The 18,332-nt window shown below is 55.1% G+C and carries 18 protein-coding genes, 1 tRNA gene and 1 other RNA gene; 17 read left to right on the top strand and 3 right to left on the bottom strand.

The window, feature by feature from the left end; all coding sequences use genetic code 11:
* The first annotated feature begins 51 nt into the window (after positions 1-51).
* From WMO45_RS11975 to WMO45_RS11935, 9 genes are all read left to right on the top strand, one after another.
* Positions 52-1,947 (top strand): heavy metal translocating P-type ATPase, encoded by a 1,896-nt coding sequence (locus WMO45_RS11975; protein ID WP_349141021.1) that lies wholly within the window; start codon positions 52-54, stop codon positions 1,945-1,947.
* 224 nt (positions 1,948-2,171) lie between these two features.
* Entirely contained in the window at positions 2,172-2,390 is a 219-nt protein-coding gene (locus WMO45_RS11970) for a cation transporter (protein ID WP_349141020.1), read from the top strand.
* Between the two features lie 27 nt (positions 2,391-2,417).
* Positions 2,418-4,415 (top strand): heavy metal translocating P-type ATPase, encoded by a 1,998-nt coding sequence (locus tag WMO45_RS11965; RefSeq protein ID WP_349141018.1) that lies wholly within the window; start codon positions 2,418-2,420, stop codon positions 4,413-4,415.
* A 572-nt stretch (positions 4,416-4,987) separates the two neighbouring features.
* Positions 4,988-5,899, top strand: coding sequence for an ATP-binding cassette domain-containing protein (locus tag WMO45_RS11960; protein WP_349141017.1), 912 nt, complete (start codon positions 4,988-4,990; stop codon positions 5,897-5,899).
* Positions 5,896-6,636 carry a hypothetical protein gene (locus WMO45_RS11955; RefSeq protein WP_349141016.1) on the top strand — a complete coding sequence of 247 codons (741 nt, stop codon included), beginning with the start codon at positions 5,896-5,898 and terminating at the stop codon, positions 6,634-6,636. Before WMO45_RS11960 ends, WMO45_RS11955 begins: the two co-directional genes overlap by 4 nt.
* Positions 6,637-6,720: 84 nt before the next feature.
* Positions 6,721-7,359, top strand: a complete 639-nt coding sequence (locus WMO45_RS11950; RefSeq protein ID WP_349141015.1) for a hypothetical protein — start codon at positions 6,721-6,723, stop codon at positions 7,357-7,359.
* Positions 7,360-7,374: 15 nt separating this feature from the next.
* Complete coding sequence (locus WMO45_RS11945) at positions 7,375-7,713, top strand: hypothetical protein (protein WP_349141014.1); 339 nt, start codon at positions 7,375-7,377, stop codon at positions 7,711-7,713.
* Between the two features lie 20 nt (positions 7,714-7,733).
* Complete coding sequence (locus WMO45_RS11940) at positions 7,734-8,171, top strand: hypothetical protein (protein ID WP_349141013.1); 438 nt, start codon at positions 7,734-7,736, stop codon at positions 8,169-8,171.
* A gap of 37 nt (positions 8,172-8,208) precedes the next feature.
* Positions 8,209-8,442 carry a type I restriction enzyme subunit R domain-containing protein gene (locus WMO45_RS11935; protein ID WP_349141012.1) on the top strand — a complete coding sequence of 78 codons (234 nt, stop codon included), beginning with the start codon at positions 8,209-8,211 and terminating at the stop codon, positions 8,440-8,442.
* A 280-nt stretch (positions 8,443-8,722) separates the two neighbouring features.
* Here WMO45_RS11935 and WMO45_RS11930 read toward each other — a convergent pair.
* A tRNA-Ala gene (locus WMO45_RS11930) sits at positions 8,723-8,798 on the bottom strand.
* A 159-nt stretch (positions 8,799-8,957) separates the two neighbouring features.
* Between WMO45_RS11930 and ffs the strand changes: the two genes are divergently transcribed.
* The 7 genes from ffs (at position 8,958) to WMO45_RS11895 (ending at position 14,569) form a co-directional block, all read left to right on the top strand.
* Positions 8,958-9,222: signal recognition particle sRNA large type (gene ffs, locus WMO45_RS11925), an RNA gene on the top strand.
* Positions 9,223-9,323: 101 nt separating this feature from the next.
* Complete coding sequence (dnaX, locus tag WMO45_RS11920; RefSeq protein WP_349141011.1) at positions 9,324-11,030, top strand: DNA polymerase III subunit gamma/tau; 1,707 nt, start codon at positions 9,324-9,326, stop codon at positions 11,028-11,030.
* 18 nt (positions 11,031-11,048) lie between these two features.
* A complete protein-coding gene (locus WMO45_RS11915) occupies positions 11,049-11,396 on the top strand; it encodes a YbaB/EbfC family nucleoid-associated protein (protein ID WP_349141010.1) in 348 nt (115 codons plus the stop codon).
* A gap of 66 nt (positions 11,397-11,462) precedes the next feature.
* A complete protein-coding gene (locus WMO45_RS11910; RefSeq protein WP_349141009.1) occupies positions 11,463-12,146 on the top strand; it encodes a YoaK family protein in 684 nt (227 codons plus the stop codon).
* Positions 12,147-12,212: 66 nt separating this feature from the next.
* Positions 12,213-12,878, top strand: a complete 666-nt coding sequence (gene deoC / locus WMO45_RS11905; RefSeq protein WP_349141007.1) for a deoxyribose-phosphate aldolase — start codon at positions 12,213-12,215, stop codon at positions 12,876-12,878.
* Between the two features lie 170 nt (positions 12,879-13,048).
* Positions 13,049-14,227: a BMP family lipoprotein gene (locus WMO45_RS11900; RefSeq protein WP_349141006.1), complete on the top strand. Its 1,179-nt coding sequence runs from the start codon at positions 13,049-13,051 to the stop codon at positions 14,225-14,227.
* Positions 14,228-14,386: 159 nt separating this feature from the next.
* Positions 14,387-14,569, top strand: a complete 183-nt coding sequence (locus tag WMO45_RS11895; RefSeq protein ID WP_349141005.1) for a hypothetical protein — start codon at positions 14,387-14,389, stop codon at positions 14,567-14,569.
* 45 nt (positions 14,570-14,614) lie between these two features.
* On the opposite strand, the gene ppk1 is transcribed toward WMO45_RS11895, so the two are convergent.
* Both ppk1 and WMO45_RS11885 read right to left on the bottom strand, forming a co-directional pair.
* Positions 14,615-16,759: a polyphosphate kinase 1 gene (gene ppk1 / locus WMO45_RS11890; protein ID WP_349141004.1), complete on the bottom strand. Its 2,145-nt coding sequence runs from the start codon at positions 16,757-16,759 to the stop codon at positions 14,615-14,617.
* Entirely contained in the window at positions 16,752-17,663 is a 912-nt protein-coding gene (locus tag WMO45_RS11885; RefSeq protein ID WP_349141002.1) for a Ppx/GppA phosphatase family protein, read from the bottom strand. Before WMO45_RS11885 ends, ppk1 begins: the two co-directional genes overlap by 8 nt.
* Before the next feature lie 334 nt (positions 17,664-17,997).
* Here WMO45_RS11885 and WMO45_RS11880 point away from each other — a divergent pair.
* Positions 17,998-18,332 (top strand): hypothetical protein (locus WMO45_RS11880; protein ID WP_349141001.1); only part of this gene is annotated, 335 nt, incomplete at its 3' end.

The raw sequence follows: 18,332 nt of genomic DNA, 5'->3' as shown, positions 1-18,332 counted from the left end.
TTCGTCAAGGAATTGGACATTGGGAATGGTGTGCAGATGGGAGGATTCGTTATGGCAAAGAAAATCAATGAGTTCCTCGCAGGATTGCCTATGACAATGGTGTCCGGCGTGTTCCTGCTATTTGCTTTGGTTCCCCACCTGATGAACGAGTTTGGAGGGGCGGAATCACACGTTGCGTTTTTTCCGTTTGATCCCGCATGGGTAACGATTGTGATCAGCGGTATCCCGCTTTTGTATCTGGCGATCTGGAGAGTCATTTACAATCCCGGTATCAGCAAAATTTCTTCGGCTCTTTTGATTTGCATTGCCATGGTTGCGGCCATTGCAATCGGAGATTTGTTTGCGGCAGGAGAAGTTGTGTTCATTATGGCAATCGGCGCTCTTTTGGAGGAAGCCACCACAAACCGAGCAAAAAAAGGACTTAAAAAGCTGATTAGCCTTGCGCCGACAAAAGGGCGCAGACTGAGACATGGTAAAGAGGAACAGATACCTGCCGAGGAAATCCTGCAGGGAGATCTTCTTCGAATTCTTCCCGGCGAAACCATTCCTGTGGACGGGAAAATTATACGCGGCGAAACTTCCGTTGACCAGTCTATTATGACCGGGGAATCCCTGCCGGTGGACAAGGGGGTAGGAGAAGAAGTCTTTTGCGGCACAATCAACTGTTTCGGCGCTATTGATATTTCAGCGACAAAAGTTGGCGAAGACAGTTCTCTGAAAAAATTGATTCGTATGGTGCAGGAGGCTGAATACAAGCAGGCTCCCATGCAGCGCATTGCTGACCGAGTAGCAAGTTGGCTGGTGCCGGTTGCGCTGCTGATTGCTGTATTGGCCTATATATTTACCGGGAATATTGTCACCGCAGTCACGGTATTGGTTGTATTCTGTCCTTGCGCGCTCGTGCTGGCAACTCCCACCGCCATTATGGCGGCAATCGGTCAGGCGACCAAACACGGTGTCATCATCAAGTCAGGTGAAGCCCTTGAAAAAATGGGGAAAGTAGACACGATTGCGTTTGACAAGACCGGCACCTTGACCTGTGGCCGTTTAGAGGTCAGTGATATTCTCACCTTTGATGAAACGCTCAGTGAAATGTCGCTGCTCTCTTTGGCTGCTTCTGCCGAAGCGAAAAGCGAACATCCCCTGGGGAAAGCGATTGTCGCTTATGCCAAAACAAAGGGAGTTGCGTTTGGGGAATCCACTTCGTTCAAAATGACCACTGGGAAGGGAATTTTTGCAGAGGTACAAAACCGTAGGTTGCTTTGCGGAAATGAGAAATTCCTAAACGAAAACGGAGTTTCAATTGATGAAACGATTTTATCTGTATTGGAACAGCTGCGTACACAGGGGAAAGCGTTGATTCTGGTGGCAGAGCGAAATCAGTGCATTGGTGTGATCGCCCTGTCCGATGTACTGCGTCCGCAAGCAAAGAATATCGTTTCCCGCTTGTCTGATATGTGTATCCGTACGGTCCTGCTGACCGGTGACCACAAAAGGACGGCAAATTACCTTGCAAATCAGGTGGGGATTTCTGAAGTGCGGGCAGAGTTGCTGCCGGAAGAAAAAGTGCGGAGCATTGAAACGTTACAGGGAGAAGGCCGTAAAGTCTGTATGATTGGTGATGGCGTCAATGACGCACCGGCGTTAAAAACCGCTGATGTCAGTGTAGCGATGGGCAGCATGGGCAGCGATATTGCCGTGGATGCCGCCGATGTTGCCTTGATGAGCGATGATATTTCTAAGATTCCTTATCTGAAGCGGTTGTCCAATGCGACCGTAAAAACAATCAAGGCAAGTATTCTCCTGTCCATGTGCATTAACTTTGTGGCAATCCTTCTTTCTCTTATGGAAGTATTGACCCCTACAACCGGCGCATTGGTGCATAATGCGGGTTCTTGCTTTGTAGTACTGATTGCGGCACTGCTTTATGATAGAAAATTTGAGTAATCTGCTCTGTCAGCGGCTCTGGGAGGGTTCTCCTCTCGGAGCCGCTTTTTCGTGTTCCACCGATGATAGGCCGCAGTTATACTTTGCCCAAACAGAAGAACCATTTACCCAAATGGAAGGATATTGCCCCAAAGCATTGACGGCGTGAGGTTCTCCGGATATGATGACAATACAATTAAACATTTGCTTAATTGTTGTAATGAATTTGAAGAGGAGTGTTCAGGATGAAAAAGACTTATAAGATTGAAGTGGACTGCGCTAACTGTGCCAACCGGATGGAGGAGGCCGCCCGCAAGACGTCCGGTGTTCAGACAGCCACCGTGAACTTTATGACCCAGAAGATGAGCGTAGAGTTTGAAGAGGGCCACGAGCCTGCCGGCGTCATGCAGGATGTGGCCAAGGCCTGCAAAAAAGTGGAACCCGACTGCGAGATCTTTTTGTAAGGAGCCGGTTGGAAAGGAGCATAGACGATGCAGGAACGAATTGTAAATATCCTGCTGGTTGCGGTAGCCCTTCTGGCGGCGGTGCTGCGGCTCATTGGCCAGAAGCCCGGCAGCGGTATGACAAAAAAACAAAAGCTCATGCTCTGGCGCATCCTGGCGGCGACGGTATTGCTATTGGGACTTCAGTCTTTGGGGGGAGCAGCCTTTGATTCGCTGGGGGGAGCAGCCCGGTGGCTGCGGCTGGCTCTCTACCTGGTGGACTACATGGTCATTGGCTATGATATCCTGCGGAAGGCCTATAAAGGCATCTGCAATGGTCAGGTGTTTGATGAAAACTTTCTGATGGCGGTGGCCACTCTGGGAGCACTGGCCCTGGCGGTCTATGAAAACGGGGACTATCTGGAATCCATCGCGGTGATGCTGTTCTATCAGGTTGGTGAGTGGTTCCAGAGCTACGCTGTGGGGAAGAGCCGCCGGAACATCAGCGACCTCATGGACATCCGGCCCGACTATGCCAATGTAGAGCGGGGCGGAAAGCTGGAACAGGTGGATCCGGATGAGGTGAACATCGGGTCCGTCATCGTGATACAGCCGGGAGAAAAAGTGCCCATCGACGGCACGGTGGTGGAGGGAACCTCTACGTTGGATACTGCCGCCCTCACCGGAGAATCGCTGCCCCGGGAGGTGCAGCCGGGAGACGCCATCATCAGCGGATGCATCAACATGACTGGGCTGTTAAAGGTCCAGACGACCAAGGGGGCTGGAGAGTCCACCGTGTCCAAGATCCTGGATCTGGTGGAAAATGCCTCCTCCCACAAGTCCAAGTCGGAGGACTTTATCTCCCGCTTTGCCCGGATCTATACCCCTGCCGTGTGCTATGCCGCCCTGGCGCTGGCCATTCTCCCGCCGCTGGTGCTCATGCTGGGGTTGGGACAATCTCCCGCCTGGGAGACCTGGATCTACCGGGCCCTTACTTTCCTGGTGGCCAGCTGCCCCTGCGCCCTGGTCATCAGCATTCCTCTGAGCTTCTTTGCCGGCATCGGTGGAGCCAGCAAGGTCGGTGTTCTGGTAAAGGGCTCCAACTATCTGGAGTCTCTGTCACAAGCTCGCATTGTGGTGTTTGATAAAACAGGCACCTTGACCCAGGGGGTCTTTGAGGTCAACGGGATTCACCACAGCGAGATGGAAAACGCCAAATTGGTGGAGTACGCCGCGCTGGCGGAGTCGGCCTCCAGCCATCCCATCAGCAAGAGCCTGCAGCGTGCCTATGGTAAGGAAATGGACCGCAGTCGGGTATCTCAGATCCAGGAAATCGGCGGCAACGGAGTTACCGCTGTGGTGGACGGCCACACCGTGGCGGCTGGCAACGATAAGCTGATGGAACGTCTGGGGATTCCCTACATCAGCTGTCACAGCGTGGGGACCATCGTTCATGTGGCAATTGACGGACAATATGCAGGGCACATTGTTATCTCTGATATGGTAAAGTCCACCTCCAAGCAGGCTATCCAGGCATTGAAGTCCGCTGGGGTACACAAGACGGTGATGCTCACCGGCGATGCCGAGCGGGTGGCCGCTCAGGTAGCGGCAGAGCTGGAGGTGGATCAGGTATACAGTCAGCTGCTCCCGGCCGACAAGGTGGAAAAAGTGGAGGAGCTCCTCGCCCGGAAGCAGGGCAAGGAAAAGCTGGCTTTTGTGGGGGACGGTATCAACGACGCACCTGTACTGGCCCGGGCCGACATCGGCATCGCCATGGGCGCCATGGGTTCGGACGCCGCTATTGAGGCCGCAGATGTGGTGCTGATGGACGATGATCCCATGCAGATCGCCAAGGCCATCAAAATCTCGCGCAAGTGCCTGGGCATTGTGTATCAGAACATCGTGGTGGCCATCGGTGTCAAGCTGCTTTGCCTGGTGTTGGTTGCTTTTGGATTTGCCAATATGTGGCTGGCAGTCTTTGCTGATGTAGGCGTCATGATTCTGGCGGTTCTGAATGCTATACGGGCTCTTTTTGTAAAAAAATGATAGGTACATTGCCGGGCTGTATCACACTGGGAGCTGCGGGAAACCAAGACGACTCAGAGCATGGAATAGTGGTTAATTTCTCGGGGGTGTGCGATTGCGCCTTGCCGCAAGGTGCCGAGTATTGAACGGCTGAAAAAACGGTGATGGATTCCTGATTCTGACCCTATTGGATTACAAGGTATATTATTGATGTGGTCCTGCCTGGGACGGTGCGTGGTAGGTTCTGTGGCAGAAACGCTCCCCAGCCCTTGCCGGTGTTTTTCACCGACAGGGACGGGGGAGCGTTTTTATGTCTTTGCTTGCCTGTACTGTAACTCTGAGAGCGGAGTAAAACAGGTCATTTCTGAGCGGTCCACAGGTTCGAAATTGGGGGACTGTAAATCCAAAGAGGCATTTTGCATTCGGAAATTAAGAAAACTTAAGAAAATCTTCGAGTGTTTCCTCAGCCTTCTATGATACGATTCCAACACACGATCGAAATATGGACAGGTCCACGCCCAGAAAGCATAGCCTGTTAACCAGCTTGTTTGGAACTTAAATTGATTTTTAAATACAGTAAAGGCGGCGATGATATGGAATATATTTTGCAAACAGATAACCTGTCAAAAGTCTACGGAACAAAAACGGTTCTGGATCATGTGAGTATTCATGTGCCGAAAAAGTCGATCTATGGTTTGGTGGGAAAGAACGGAGCCGGAAAAACCACGCTTATGCGTATTATCTGCGGCTTAACGCAGCAGAGTGAAGGCAGTTATACCTTGCAGGGAAAGTCAAATGGTGATGCGGTACGGAATAACATGGGGATGCTGATTGAAAAACCGGGCATCTACGAGCACATGACTGCATTGGAAAATCTGCGCTATTTTTCGCTGCTGTTTGGCCTCCAATCTCAAGATTATCGTAAAATACTGGAAATGGTTGGATTGCAAAACGCTGAAAAAAAGAAAGCGCGCCAATTTTCTCTGGGAATGAAGCAGCGATTGGGCATTGCAATTTCGTTGCTGGGAAATCCCGATTTTCTCATCCTCGATGAGCCGATCAATGGCCTTGACCCGGAGGGCGTCTATGAGATGCGTAAAATGCTGGAGACATTAAATCGTGAAAATGGCACCACTATCATGATCGCCAGCCATATTCTAAGTGAATTATATAAACTGGCGACGGATTACGCGATTATTGAAGGCGGATGCCTGATTGATGAGTTTAGCAAAGAAACGCTGGAACATGCATGCAGCAGCGGCGTCCGGGTTACGGTTGAGCCGGAATATTTGCAAGATGCAAAAACACTCATTGCCTCCCGTTATCCGGATGTCCGATGTGAAGTTCTTTCCAATCAGAGCTTGCATTTGCATGAAAAAATTAATCCGGCGGACCTTAACCAATTCCTGGTGGAAAACAAAGTGCGTGTATGTGGTTTGGGGACAAACGAGGAAGACATTGAGAAATTTTTTGTCGAAAAGCTTTCAGGAGGGCAAGCAGTATGAAAAATCTAATTCGCGGACACATTTATCAGCTGAAAAAAGACCGTTTCTTTTTCGGATGCCTTGCACTCAGCTGTATTTTTCTGGTTGCATCGATCCGGCTTTCTTTTTCCCTGGCCTCTGCATCGAACCCTGTTATGGGGATAGAGGGGCTGTTTGATACATTTTTGGGTAGTGATATCATCCTTTATGTTTTCATGCTGCTGACAGCGAATACGGTTGCAGAAACTTATCGTTCTGGCGTAATGAAAAATATCATAGGACGAGGTATCGCCAGGAAACAATACTATTTCTCCATCGTTTTTGCAATATCCGCGGCATATCTATTGGTAATGCTGATCGGCGGCATCTTTATGGGAGTTCTTGCGGGCAGCCGATTTGGTGTGGGGGCAATTTCCTATCCTGGTTACTATGCGCTTTCCGTGATAGCACGCATTCTTTTTGTGATGGCGCACATCAGCTTTGCCCTCACAACGACGATCTACACCAGAAATGCAATTACAGGCGTTGTTTTCGGCCTTGCAATTCCCAACATCCCCCAAATTTTGGAAATGGTTTTGGGATTTTTGAGAATTCATATTGACCTGGATTTTATCAAACTCTCTACGCATATGCCGTCTGTTTATGCGGCATCGAATGATTTGCTGTCATTCTTGCCGAGCTTCGCTGTGTTGTGCGGCTATCTTATTTTATCTATTTTGGTTGGTTTGAGGCTTTTGAAACATCAGGATATCAAGTGAGTTACAGTGGAATGTCGGCGTATTACGAATGACTTTGCCAATCAGAACCAGAGCAAAACATGGTATGGCCGGGGAGGATACGGCATGAAACAGATTATCACAAAGGGGATCACCTATCTGGAGCCGTTGGCCGGCAGCAGCGAATGGTACTGGGGCATGGACTATACGGGAGGAGATCTTTACGAGGCGGGAGACCTCTACCGGGACAAACACCCCATTCAGCGAAACCGGGGCATCCTGATTCGCTACCCGGAGGGGAGCGTCTATGAACCAGTCCATACGCAACCCGGGCAGTATCTGGGAAAACCAGTGTACTGCGACGGCAAGGTGGCCTTGCTTATGGTTGACTTTCCCAAAGAGAAAATCCATATCCTGACCTTTGATGGGACAACGGGGAAGGCTGATCCGCTGGCGGTGCTGCCTCTCGCCCTGGCGGGGGATTGCTATAATCTGATGTTGAAGACATCGCCCCTTCTCTTGACCAGAGCTCCCCAGGGTAACCGATTCTATATTCTCTGGCCGGAGCGCCGGGAGTTTGTACTGGAGGACTGTGAGAGCTTTGTCCTTCTGGACGGGGACAGAATGTACACGGAAAAATGGTATGAGGACCCGGACTACCGGGATGAGGTCCTGGTACGGGATGTTAAGACAGGCAAAGTGCTGGAGCGGATGCCGGGGAGCGTCTGGCCTATGCCGGACGGCCAGAAATGGCTTCTGGTGTGAGAGGGGGCTCTCTATGTGGCTGGAGGCTTTGTTGCAAGCAGTTATGGATGTGGCCCAGTCGGAGCAGACATCCAGGACGATTCGAATCATCTGCATGCTCCTCATATCCCTTCTGTTTCTGCTCGTCATTGCAAGCCTTTTTCTGCTGGTTTTTGTGATAGAGGGCCAAAGCCTTCTCAGAAGGGTTGCCTTTCTTCTGTTGGGGCTTGGCATCCTTGCCTATTACCTGCAATTTTTGAAGAGTGTCATGGACAGAAGAACGAGGGAAAAGAAACCGTGATACGACCGGATATTGAAACGCGCCAGACGATTACAGGAGCCTTTCAGCTGAAATTTGAAGGGATGGGTGACTGACCGGAAAGGAGCGCAGAGCCATGCTGGAACATCATTTCTGGGAAAATTTCAGAAAGTGGGTCCCACACCGGGATGTGGACGAAGTCTATGATGTGGAGAAGATCGGATTTGAAGGGGAGAAGGGCTTTGTGGTCCTCTTGCGCCCCGACCATTTTCAAGAGGAGAAGCGGTCGGAGCGGGCTCTCCGGCTGGTGTGGGACCGGATCGTCTCCTACACCGTCACCGACGAGAGCTACCGCCCGGAACTTTGGGTGTCTGAGAAAACGCCGGACTGGGCGCTCTGGACCTTCTACATCAGCGAGTCCTCTGAGCATCTGACCAAGTTCCGGGAAGAAAACTACCTTGTTTCGGAGGAAACCCACCACTTTTTTATCTGTGGGACCAACCTGATGGCAGACATTTTGTCCGACGAATATCCCACGGTCACATTTCTGAAATGGGACCGGGAATTGCGGTAACACTTCGGGCGAACGGAAGAGCGGTGAGCGATATAGCTTGTCTCTGCTCAATCAATGGGATGCAACCATCTGCCAGGTGTTCTACATCGACAGGGAGTTGAAAGAACATAGTCTGCGTCAGATCATTGCCCGCACCAACCGTCTCTATGAGGAAAAAGACTACGGCTTGATTATGGACTACCGTGGGCTGATTGAAAAACTGGATACCGCCACGGATCTGTATAGCGGCGCCGGCACAGGAATTGGAACAGGCCAAGAAAGAAGCGGCTGATCTGAAGAACACTGCCGTTGCCGTCCAAAAGGAGTATGATAAGATTATGTCCTGGGCCGACCTTATGCGGGGAGCAGTATCGAGGGAAAAAAGATGATCCTGCGGCAACTCATTGAGCGGGTGAATATCGGGAAGGATTTTGAGATCGAAGTGAAATTCGAAACCAGAGTCACACAGTTCTTCGACTTCCTACACCCGGAAAGGGTCACGAGTGTATACTATTGCGCACCCTGAAAGCATAAAAAAACTCGGGAAATCTCAAAATGAGATCTCCCGAGTGTGGTGGACCTGAACGGGATCGAACCGTCGACCTCTCGGATGCGAACCGAACGCTCTCCCAGCTGAGCTACAGGCCCATGCGGCTGAACACTCAGATATTATAGCATAAATTGGCCGGTTGTAAAGACCCTTTTTAAAAAAATCAAAAGTGATATTGCTAAATGGGAGAAAATGATGTATGATATCAAAGACAGCCTTCCTGTGGACGGCGCATATGCGTCCGGCTCACGGCAAGGCCGCACTAGTCGGGGAGTTAGCGGTGCCCTGTACCTGCAACCCGCTACAGCAGGGATGAATCCCGGCCCCCGGAACTGCGATGTGTCGTCTGACCCAGGTGAGCAGCGATGATGGATCGGTCCTGCGCAAGGCAGCCCCGTGAACCGTGTCAGGCGGGGAACCGAGCAGCACTAAGCGGACCGCAGCCTGTGCCGCGGGGTTCCCGCTCCTGAGCCAGCTGCCTGGGTAACGGACATAGCGTTGATTCCAAAGGCCGGTGTGCGGTCTTGCCATGTGCCGGAACCGGCGAAAGAGGGGCGAAGCGACGCGGCTTTCCGCATCCTCGCCTCTCTTTTTTTCTTTGACTGTGATTTGAGGTGACCGCCTTGTATCAGGCTCTGTACCGCAAATGGCGGCCCCGCACCTTTGACGATGTGGTGGGCCAGTCCCATATTACCGACACCCTCAAGCGCCAGGTGGAGACCGGGCGGCTGAGCCATGCCTATCTGTTTACCGGTACCCGCGGTACGGGTAAAACCACCTGCGCCAAAATCCTGGCCCGGGCGGTGAACTGTGAGCATCCGGTAAACGGCAACCCGTGCAACCAGTGTCCTTCCTGCCTGGGGATCGAGAGTGGATCGATTCTGGATGTGCTGGAACTGGATGCCGCCTCCAACAACGGCGTGGATCAGGTCCGTGCCCTGCGGGATGAGGCGGTCTATACCCCTGCGGCGGTACGCAAGCGGGTTTATATCGTGGATGAGGTGCATATGCTCTCCACAGCGGCCTTCAACGCGCTGCTGAAGATTCTGGAAGAGCCGCCGGCCCATCTGATGTTTATCCTGGCCACCACAGAGCTGCACAAGGTGCCTGCCACCATCAAATCCCGCTGTCAGCAATTTTCCTTTAAGCGCATCCTGCCCGGGGATATTGCCGGACGCTTGAGCTATGTGGCCAAGCAGGAAGGGCTGGAGCTGAAGCCCGAAGGGGCGGCGCTGCTGGCCCGGCTGGCCGACGGCGGACTGCGGGATGCCTTGTCCCTGCTGGACCAGTGTGCAAGACCGGAGGGAGCCATCGGTGAGGCCGAGATTCTGGACGCGCTTGGGCTGGCTGGCAATCTGGAAACGGCCCGCCTGATGGAGCAGATCGGTGCGGGGGATACGGCCGCCGCGCTGGAGAGTTTGGCCCGTCTGTACGGTGCGGGCAAGGAAGTGGGCAGCCTGCTGGGTGAGCTGTCCGCACTGACGCGGGATCTGCTGATCCGCAAGACAGCGCCCCAGGGGGGCGCGGCCCTGCTTACCGGCGGATACGATGAAAACACGATGCGCCGGCTGTCCAACGCCTTTCAGACGGCGCGGCTGGTGCAGATGCTGGGGCTGCTTCAAAGCACTCTGGCCGACCTGTCCCGCAGTGGGAACCGCCGGACGGATGCGGAGCTGTGCCTGATCCGGATGTGCGATCCGGCACTGGATGAGAGTGCTGCGGCCCTCAATGCCAGGCTGTCCCGGGTGGAAGAACTGCTGGCCGGAGGGATTCCGGCCGCCTGTGCCGTTCCGGAACGGCCGGTGAAGGCGGTTCAGCCGCCCGCCGCGCCTGCCCCGGTACAGGAAGAAGGGCCACCTTGGGAGGAGGAGCGGCCTCCGCTGCCGGAGGAGCCGGGCGAACCGGTATCTCCGGCAGAGCAGACAGAGCCGGTGAAGGCCGCGTCGGCACCTGCCCCATCTGCCCGGCCGGCAGCCCCGTCAGGCGGCGCGGAGCTCTGGCCCGGCCTGGTAATGGCTGTTCGGGGGCGCTTTCCGGCGGTCTACCCCTTCCTCAGCAATCCCGCCATGGTGCAGGGACGGCTGGAGGGGGGCGTGCTCACGCTGTGGACGGACAGTGAGTTTACCAAGAGCATGGTAAGCGGAGCGTCGCTTCTGGAAGAGCTGGGGCGGTTGGCCTCGGCCCAGACGGGCGGTTCGGTCCGCTGTGCGGTCAAGGTGGGAAAACCGCCTCAGGTGCAAAGCGCGCCCGCTGCTGCACCGGAGCATGACAATCTGGAAGATCTGCTGGCCATGAGCCGGCAATTTGACAATATCATCATTCAGGAATAACAGAAGGAGTTGCGACCTATGGCAAAGGGATTCAACAGCCGCGGAATGGGCGGCCTGGGCGGCGGTATGAACATGAACATGATGAAGCAGGTCCAGAAGATGCAGCAGGACATGATGAAGATGCAGCAGGAGCTGGAGAACAAGACCTACACCGCTGCTGCCGGCGGCGGAGTGGTTTCGGCCACGGTGACCGGCAAGCGGGAGGTCAAGGAGATCGTGATCGATCCTGATGCGGTGGATCCGGAGGATGTGGAGATGCTTCAGGACATGATCGTAGCGGCGGTCAATGAGGCGCTGCGGGCAGCGGAGAGCGATTCGGCCTCCTCCATGCAGCAGCTGACCGGGGGGCTTGGGCTTCCTTTCTGATTTTGAGAGATAGGATACGGGGGCGGGCCGCAGGCCCGCCCCCGTCTTTCTGGAGGCATGACGGCAATGGAAGATAAGAAGATGCGGCAGATGTCCGAGACGTTCCGCCTGGGGGCGCTGCTGGCACTGGCAGGCGGGTTTCTGGATGCGTATACGTATCTGGTGCGCGGCGGCGTGTTTGCAAATGCCCAGACAGGCAACCTGGTGCTGCTGGGGGTATCGCTGGCCGAAGGACGGCTGGAGCGGGCGGTGCATTATCTGATCCCCGTACTGGCCTTTGCGGGGGGCGTAGTGGTGGCTGAGCTGCTCAAGCGCCGCGGCCGCCGCCGCGACGCAGGCCTGCACTGGAGACAAACCGTTCTGGCTGCTGAGCTGCTGCTGCTCATCCTGGTGGCCTTTTTGCCACAGCAGCTGAATGCCCTGGCCAATGTGCTGGTCTCCTTTATTTGCGCCATGCAGGTAGAGAGTTTCCGAAAAGTGAACGGTAATGCCTTTGCCACTACAATGTGTACCGGGAACCTGCGCAGCGGGACGGAACGGTTGTTCCTCTACTTTACCACGGGAGAGGTGGACCACCGGCACCGGGCGGGGCAGTATTACGGCATCATTCTCTGCTTTGTGGCCGGGGCGGCGCTGGGCGCGCTGGTCAGCGGATGGCTGGGTATACGTTCCGTGCTGGCGGCGGGGGTATTCCTGCTGGCGGCGTTTTTGCTGATGTTTCGGGTAGAAAGTTCTTGCACAGGAGAATGATGGGGTATAAAATATCCCCGCGAGGCAGAAGGTATATTGGATCAAAAGCAGAAAGGAATGAGGTTTATGGACGTGAAGGAAATCCTGGCCCACTGTGACCATACGCTGCTCAAGCCGGAAGCGACTTGGGGACAGATCCGCACTGTATGTGACGACGGGATCAAATACGGCTGTGCCTCGGTATGTATACCGGCGGCCTATGTGAAACAGGCAGCAGAGCATGTGGGCAACGAGATCAAGATCTGTACGGTCATCGGTTTTCCCAACGGCTATTCCACCACAGCGGTAAAGGTGTTTGAGACAGAGGATGCCATCCGCAACGGCGCTGATGAGATCGACATGGTGATCAATCTGGGCTGGGTAAAGGATGGGCGCTGGTCGGATCTGCTGGAGGAGATCCGGGCCATCAAGCTCTCCTGCCAGGGGCGCATCCTGAAGGTCATCGTGGAGGCCTGTCTGCTCACGCAGGAGGAGAAGCTCAAGCTCTGCCAGATTGTCAGCGAGGCGGGGGCCGATTATATCAAGACCTCCACCGGTTTTTCCACTGGCGGCGCCACCCGGGAGGATGTGGCCCTTTTCCGCGCGCATGTAGGCCCGGATGTGAAGGTAAAGGCAGCCGGTGGGATCCGGACGTTGCAGGATGCGGAGGATTTTCTGCGCGCGGGAGCCGAACGCCTGGGTACCAGCGCCATCGTCACCCTAGTAAAGGGACAGCAGCCCAAGGGGTATTGAGTTGGCCCGGAGAGGCAATGTGTGAAGCCTTTGTAAATATGGTAGTATACCCGTAAAATGAAGGTTGCCCTTTTGGAGCGGATATCGTATAATAAGGGCGAGCTCAGGGAGGAGAAGACATCAGGTCTGGACCGAACTGAGCCATTTGTTTGAAAGGAAGGTAGATCGCATTGAAGAAGTCCAAAAAACTCCTGGCGCTCCTGCTGTCTCTGACGATGGTGTTTGCTCTGGCTGCCTGCGGCAGCGGCACCTCCGGCGGTGACAGCGGTACGGCAGAGAGCCCTGCCGCGGGTGGGGAGACGACTCCGACGGCGACGGAGTATAAAGTCGCTATGATCACCGACTATGGTGACATCACCGACCAGTCCTTTAACCAGACTACCTATGAAGCCTGCAGCGCATTCTGCGAGGCGAATAATGTACCGTTTGAGTATTTCAAACCCGCAGGGGACTCTACGGCTGAGCGTGTGGCTATGGTAGACGCCGCAGTTGCCGACGGCTATAATGTAGTGGTTATGCCCGGTTTTGCCTTTGGTGAGACCATCACCCAGGTGGCGGACATCAATCCCGATGTGACCTTTATCGCGCTGGACGTGTCTCAGGACGACCTGGGCAGCTATACCCTCCCTGAAAACGTGTACTGCGCGGTGTATCAGGAAGAGCTGTGCGGCTATATGGCCGGCTATGCTGCCGTGAAGCTGGGCTATACCCACCTGGGCTTCCTGGGCGGTATGTCCGTCCCCGCCGTGGTACGTTACGGTTATGGCTACGTTCAGGGTGCCGACGCTGCGGCGGCGGAGCTGGGCGTGGATGTGACCGTGGAATATGTGTACGGCAACGCCTTCGCCGGTGACGCCGACATCACCGCTTATATGGACAACTGGTATCAGAACCTGGGCGTGGAGGTCGTGTTTGCCAGCGGCGGCAGCATCTATACCTCTGCGGCGGAAGCTGCGGCCAAGGTGAACGGCAAGCTCATCGGCGTGGACGTGGATCAGGCCCCCATCATTGACAGCGGCTACGGCGAGGGCATGACCGTGACTTCCGCCATGAAGGGCCTGAGCGCCACGGTCAACCACATGCTGACCGAGACCATCCTGAACGGCAACTGGGCGCAGTACGGCGGCAAGGTGGATACCCTGGGTCTGGTGGATGGCAGCGATCCCGAGGCCAACTACGTCCAGATCCCCATGGAGTCCACCCAGTGGGATGACAGCTTCACCCAGGACGACTACAAGACCTTGGTCAGCCAGATGTATGACGGCACCATCACCGTGTCCAACGACATCAGTGTGGAACCCGAGGTGTCCGCCATTACGGTGAACTATTATGGGAACGTAAAGGGTTAAGAAGAAAAGCAAGAGGACGGGCAGGGCCCGTCCTCTTTTTTACTGCATTGGAACTTGACGAAAGATTTACCTTAACGCGATAGCGCGCGGCGGGACGCTGCGGTACACTCAGGGCAGATAAGCTGGCCACGGTGGCCGGCACGGAAAGGAGCCATGCGTATGCTTCCCTGTCAGAACGGCTGCAGTGCCTACTGCAGCGGCTGCCACAAAAACTGCGGGCAATGGCGGGAATTTCAGGCCCGCCAGGCCATCCAGCGTCAGGCAAAGAAAAACTATCTGCGCTATTACAATGAGCTGTGTGCAGCGGTCACGCGGCAGTTCCGCATGCTGTCTCCCAGATAAAAAGAGTTGTCAACAGAAGGCCCCGGAATATTCCGGGGCCTTCTGTTATCGCCGGAAGCGGGCGGTCAGCCGCTGCAGGAAACTGGGGCGGCCCGATTGGGGCACCGCAGGATGCGCAACGGTAGACAGGGCTTCCTGTTCCGCTTCCGCCATCAGGGCTGCCTGTGCGTCCAGTCCGGGTATGCCCTCGGAGACCGGGACCGGAGCATAAGAGCCATCCACGCACAGATTCCGTGCCTTTACAGTATCTCCGCAGAAGAGCTCCACATAGTGACGGATTTGGCGGCGGACCGTCGGGTCCAGCACCGGGCAGGCGATCTCCACCCGGCGCTCGGTATTGCGGGTCATAAGGTCAGCCGAACCGATATAGAGGCTGGCCTCTTCCCCCACCCCAAAGGCATAAATGCGCGGATGTTCCAGAAAACGGCCCACAATGGAAAAGACGCGGATGTGGTCGGTGAGTCCCGGGACGCCGGGGCGCAGACAGCAGATACCCCGCACGTTCAGTATGACCGGTACGCCCGCCTGACTGGCTTCGGCCAATTTGTCGATGAGTGTACGGTCAGTGACCGAATTGACCTTGATAAAGATCCGGGCCGGCCGGCCGGAGCGGGCCTTTGCAATCTCACCGTCTATCAGAGTCAATAGCCGGCTTTTCAGGCTGTTGGGAGCGACCAGCAGCTGCTGATATTCCCCTTCCAGATTGGAGGTGGACATGTTCTGGAAGAAAGCGGCGGCGTCTGCCCCAAGGGCCGGGTTGGCCGTCATCAGGCAGAAGTCGGTGTAGAGCTTAGCGGTCTTTTCATTGTAGTTGCCCGTACCGATCTGGGTGATGTACTGGATATGGCCCCGTTCCCGCCGGGTGATGAGGCAGATCTTGGAATGGACTTTGTAATGCTCAAAGCCGTAAAGAATGGTACAACCGGCTTCCTCCAGGCGCTGGGCCCAGGCGATGTTGTTCTGCTCATCGAAGCGGGCCCGCAGCTCCATGAGTACCGTCACGTCCTTGCCGTTCTCGGCCGCCGCAGCGAGATACTCCACCAGCTTGGCCGTGGAGGCCAGACGGTAGATGGTAATCTTGATCGCCAGTACAGCCGGATCGTTGGCCGCTTCCCGCACCAGGTGCAGGAAGGGATCCATGGAGTGGTAGGGGTAAAACAGCAGCGCGTCCCGCCGCAGGATCTGGGGGATCATCTTCTCCGTCCGGTTCAGTCCGGCGGGCCATTTTGGGGTGTATTTGTCGTAACACAGCGCCGCCGCGCTCTCTGGTGGCAGTTTGCTCTCCAGAGCGTATACATAACCCATGGCCAGGGGACTTTTGGACAGAAAAACATGCTCTGCTGGCAGTTCCAGGCGCTGACAGAGATACTCCAGTACTTCCTGGGAAGGGCGGCCCTGGACTTCAAGCCGGACGGGGGCCAGCCGGGCCCGTTTTTTGAGCACCTTCTGCATATGTGCGCGAAAATCTTCCCCCACATCGTAGTCCTCGTCCTCGGGGCTGATGTCGGCGTTGCGGGTGACTGAGATCACGTGCTTTTCTTCTACAGTGTAGGTATCAAACAGGGTATCGGCATAAGCCAGTACCACCTGTTCCGTCAGCAGGTAGCGCAGCCCGCGCTCCTCCAGCTGGAAGAAGGGGGGCAGGGCCCTGGGAATCGGGACCAGGCCGAAGCGGCGCTCCCCCTCTCGACGGAGGGAGAGCACGATGTTCAGACTTTTGGAGGGCAGGTGAGGGAAGGGGTGGTGGCTGTCCACCACCATGGGGGAGAGCACAGGCTGCACGTAATCCCGGAACCAGCGCTCCACCTGTTTGCGCTCCTTGCTGTCCAGCTCGCCAGGGGTAAGGCTGCAAATGTTGCAGGCCCGCAGGCGGGTCTCCAGCTGAGAGATAATTTTGTCCCGCTGGCGGTACAGGCCGGGCACAGTTTTGCAGATCGCCTGCAGCTGTTCCATGGGAGTCAGGCCGCTTTTGCTGTCGGTATGGGTTTGCCGGGAAAGGGTCATGTCGTAGATGGAGCCCACCCGAATCATGAAAAACTCATCCAGATTGCTGGTGAAGATAGCGGCAAACTTCAGCCGCTCAAACAGCGGCACCGTCTCATCCTTGGCTTCGGCCAGCACCCGCTCGTTAAAGCGCAGCCAGGACAACTCCCGCTCCTGCGTGTATCGGGTATCGACCGTTTTAGACATGTCCGTTCACCCCCATTACGCGCTGGAGCAGGTATCCTTCCCGCACTCCGCAGGTGGAGACACACAGGTTTTCCACCTCATAGTGCTTGAGCACTGCATTGAGAATTACAAGACCCGGCAGGATGGTGTGCACCCGGTCGGGGACTGAGCGGAGAATCTGCCGCAGGGCGGTCTGATCTCCGTGTTTAAGGCGCTTATAGAGCCCGCGTACCTCGTCGGCGGGGATGAGACGGTTGTTGGAGTCAGCCCCGGAGAGGTCGTTGCACAGCTTGGCCGCAGCCCGAAACGTACCGCCGACTCCAATGAGATGAGAAGAATGGATGCCGCGGGTCTTGGCCTGTTCCAGTTCTGCCTCTACCTGGGCGCGGATGGCACGCCGTTCTTCCCGGGTGGGAAAGAGCCCGGAGACGTGGCGGGTAAACAGGGAAAGGGAACCCATGGGAAGACTGCACCCGGAAGTGATGGAGCCGTTTGTATAGGCCACCAGTTCTGTGGAGCCGCCGCCGATGTCGGCCAGCAGGCCGGAGGCCGGCGCACCGCCCCCCACCGTAGCGCCCAGGAAGGAGAATGCGGCTTCATCTGCACCGGAGAGCACCTCGATCCGAATACCGGTTACCGCTTCGATGGTATCCAGTGCCTCTTCGGTATTTGTGATGTTGCGCAGAGAGGCTGTGCCGAAAACATGTATGTCACAGATATCAAAATTATCCAGCAGGGCATTGAAATCCGCCAGTACCCGACAGGCCACCAGAATACCGCTGTCTGACAATTGGCCGTTGCGGATGTAGCCGGCCAGACCGGCCATTTCCTTTTTGTTCATCAGCAATTTAAACTGCCGGCCCTCCCACTGGTAGATGGACAGGCGAATGGTATTGGAACCGACGTCCACGATTCCACATTTCATATCTGACACCTCATTTCTGTTCTGTGTTAGTTTACGCGATTTTCCGTCCGGTATCAATGAACTTTACCAAAGCTTTACAAGCAAACCGTCGGTTAAAATGTGGACTTAAATCCACTAAAAAAATATGGTTTTTATGACTAGAATTTATACGAAAATAGTATAACAACTATACAATAAAACAAAGAAAACGTGAGTTAGTCTTGACAACACCGTAAACGTTTACTAGCATACAAGTATTAAGATATCAGAAACTGGAAGAGGAGGTTATAAATTAGAGGTAGGACACACGGACAGGAAGAATAGGTTTATACGATGAAGGAGAGGATGAATGTCAATGCGATCACGTAAACGATTCCTGGCGGCTATGCTGGCCCTGACGATGAGCGCTTCCCTGATGACACCGCCGGCACTTGCGGCTGGTGTGATCGGAGAAGAACCCTTTTCCGAGTTTGAGGAACAAATCGACGAAACGCTGGCGACCCTGTCCCTACGCCACCGGGCGTCTTTGATGCAGGGCGGCATTGAGGGGGAAATGGGTCAGGACGGCTGGTATCACCACCAGACCAAGGCCATCGAACATATGGGGATTCCTTTCCTGAACATGGGCAACGGCCCCATGGGTATTGCCAATACGCCTGCTACCTCCAGCGTAGGCGGGAACCATACCTC

The sequence above is a fragment of the Flavonifractor hominis genome (assembly GCF_040095835.1).
In the GTDB taxonomy this organism is placed as follows: domain Bacteria; phylum Bacillota; class Clostridia; order Oscillospirales; family Oscillospiraceae; genus Flavonifractor; species Flavonifractor hominis.
This window is presented reverse-complemented; position numbering and strand designations above follow the sequence as displayed.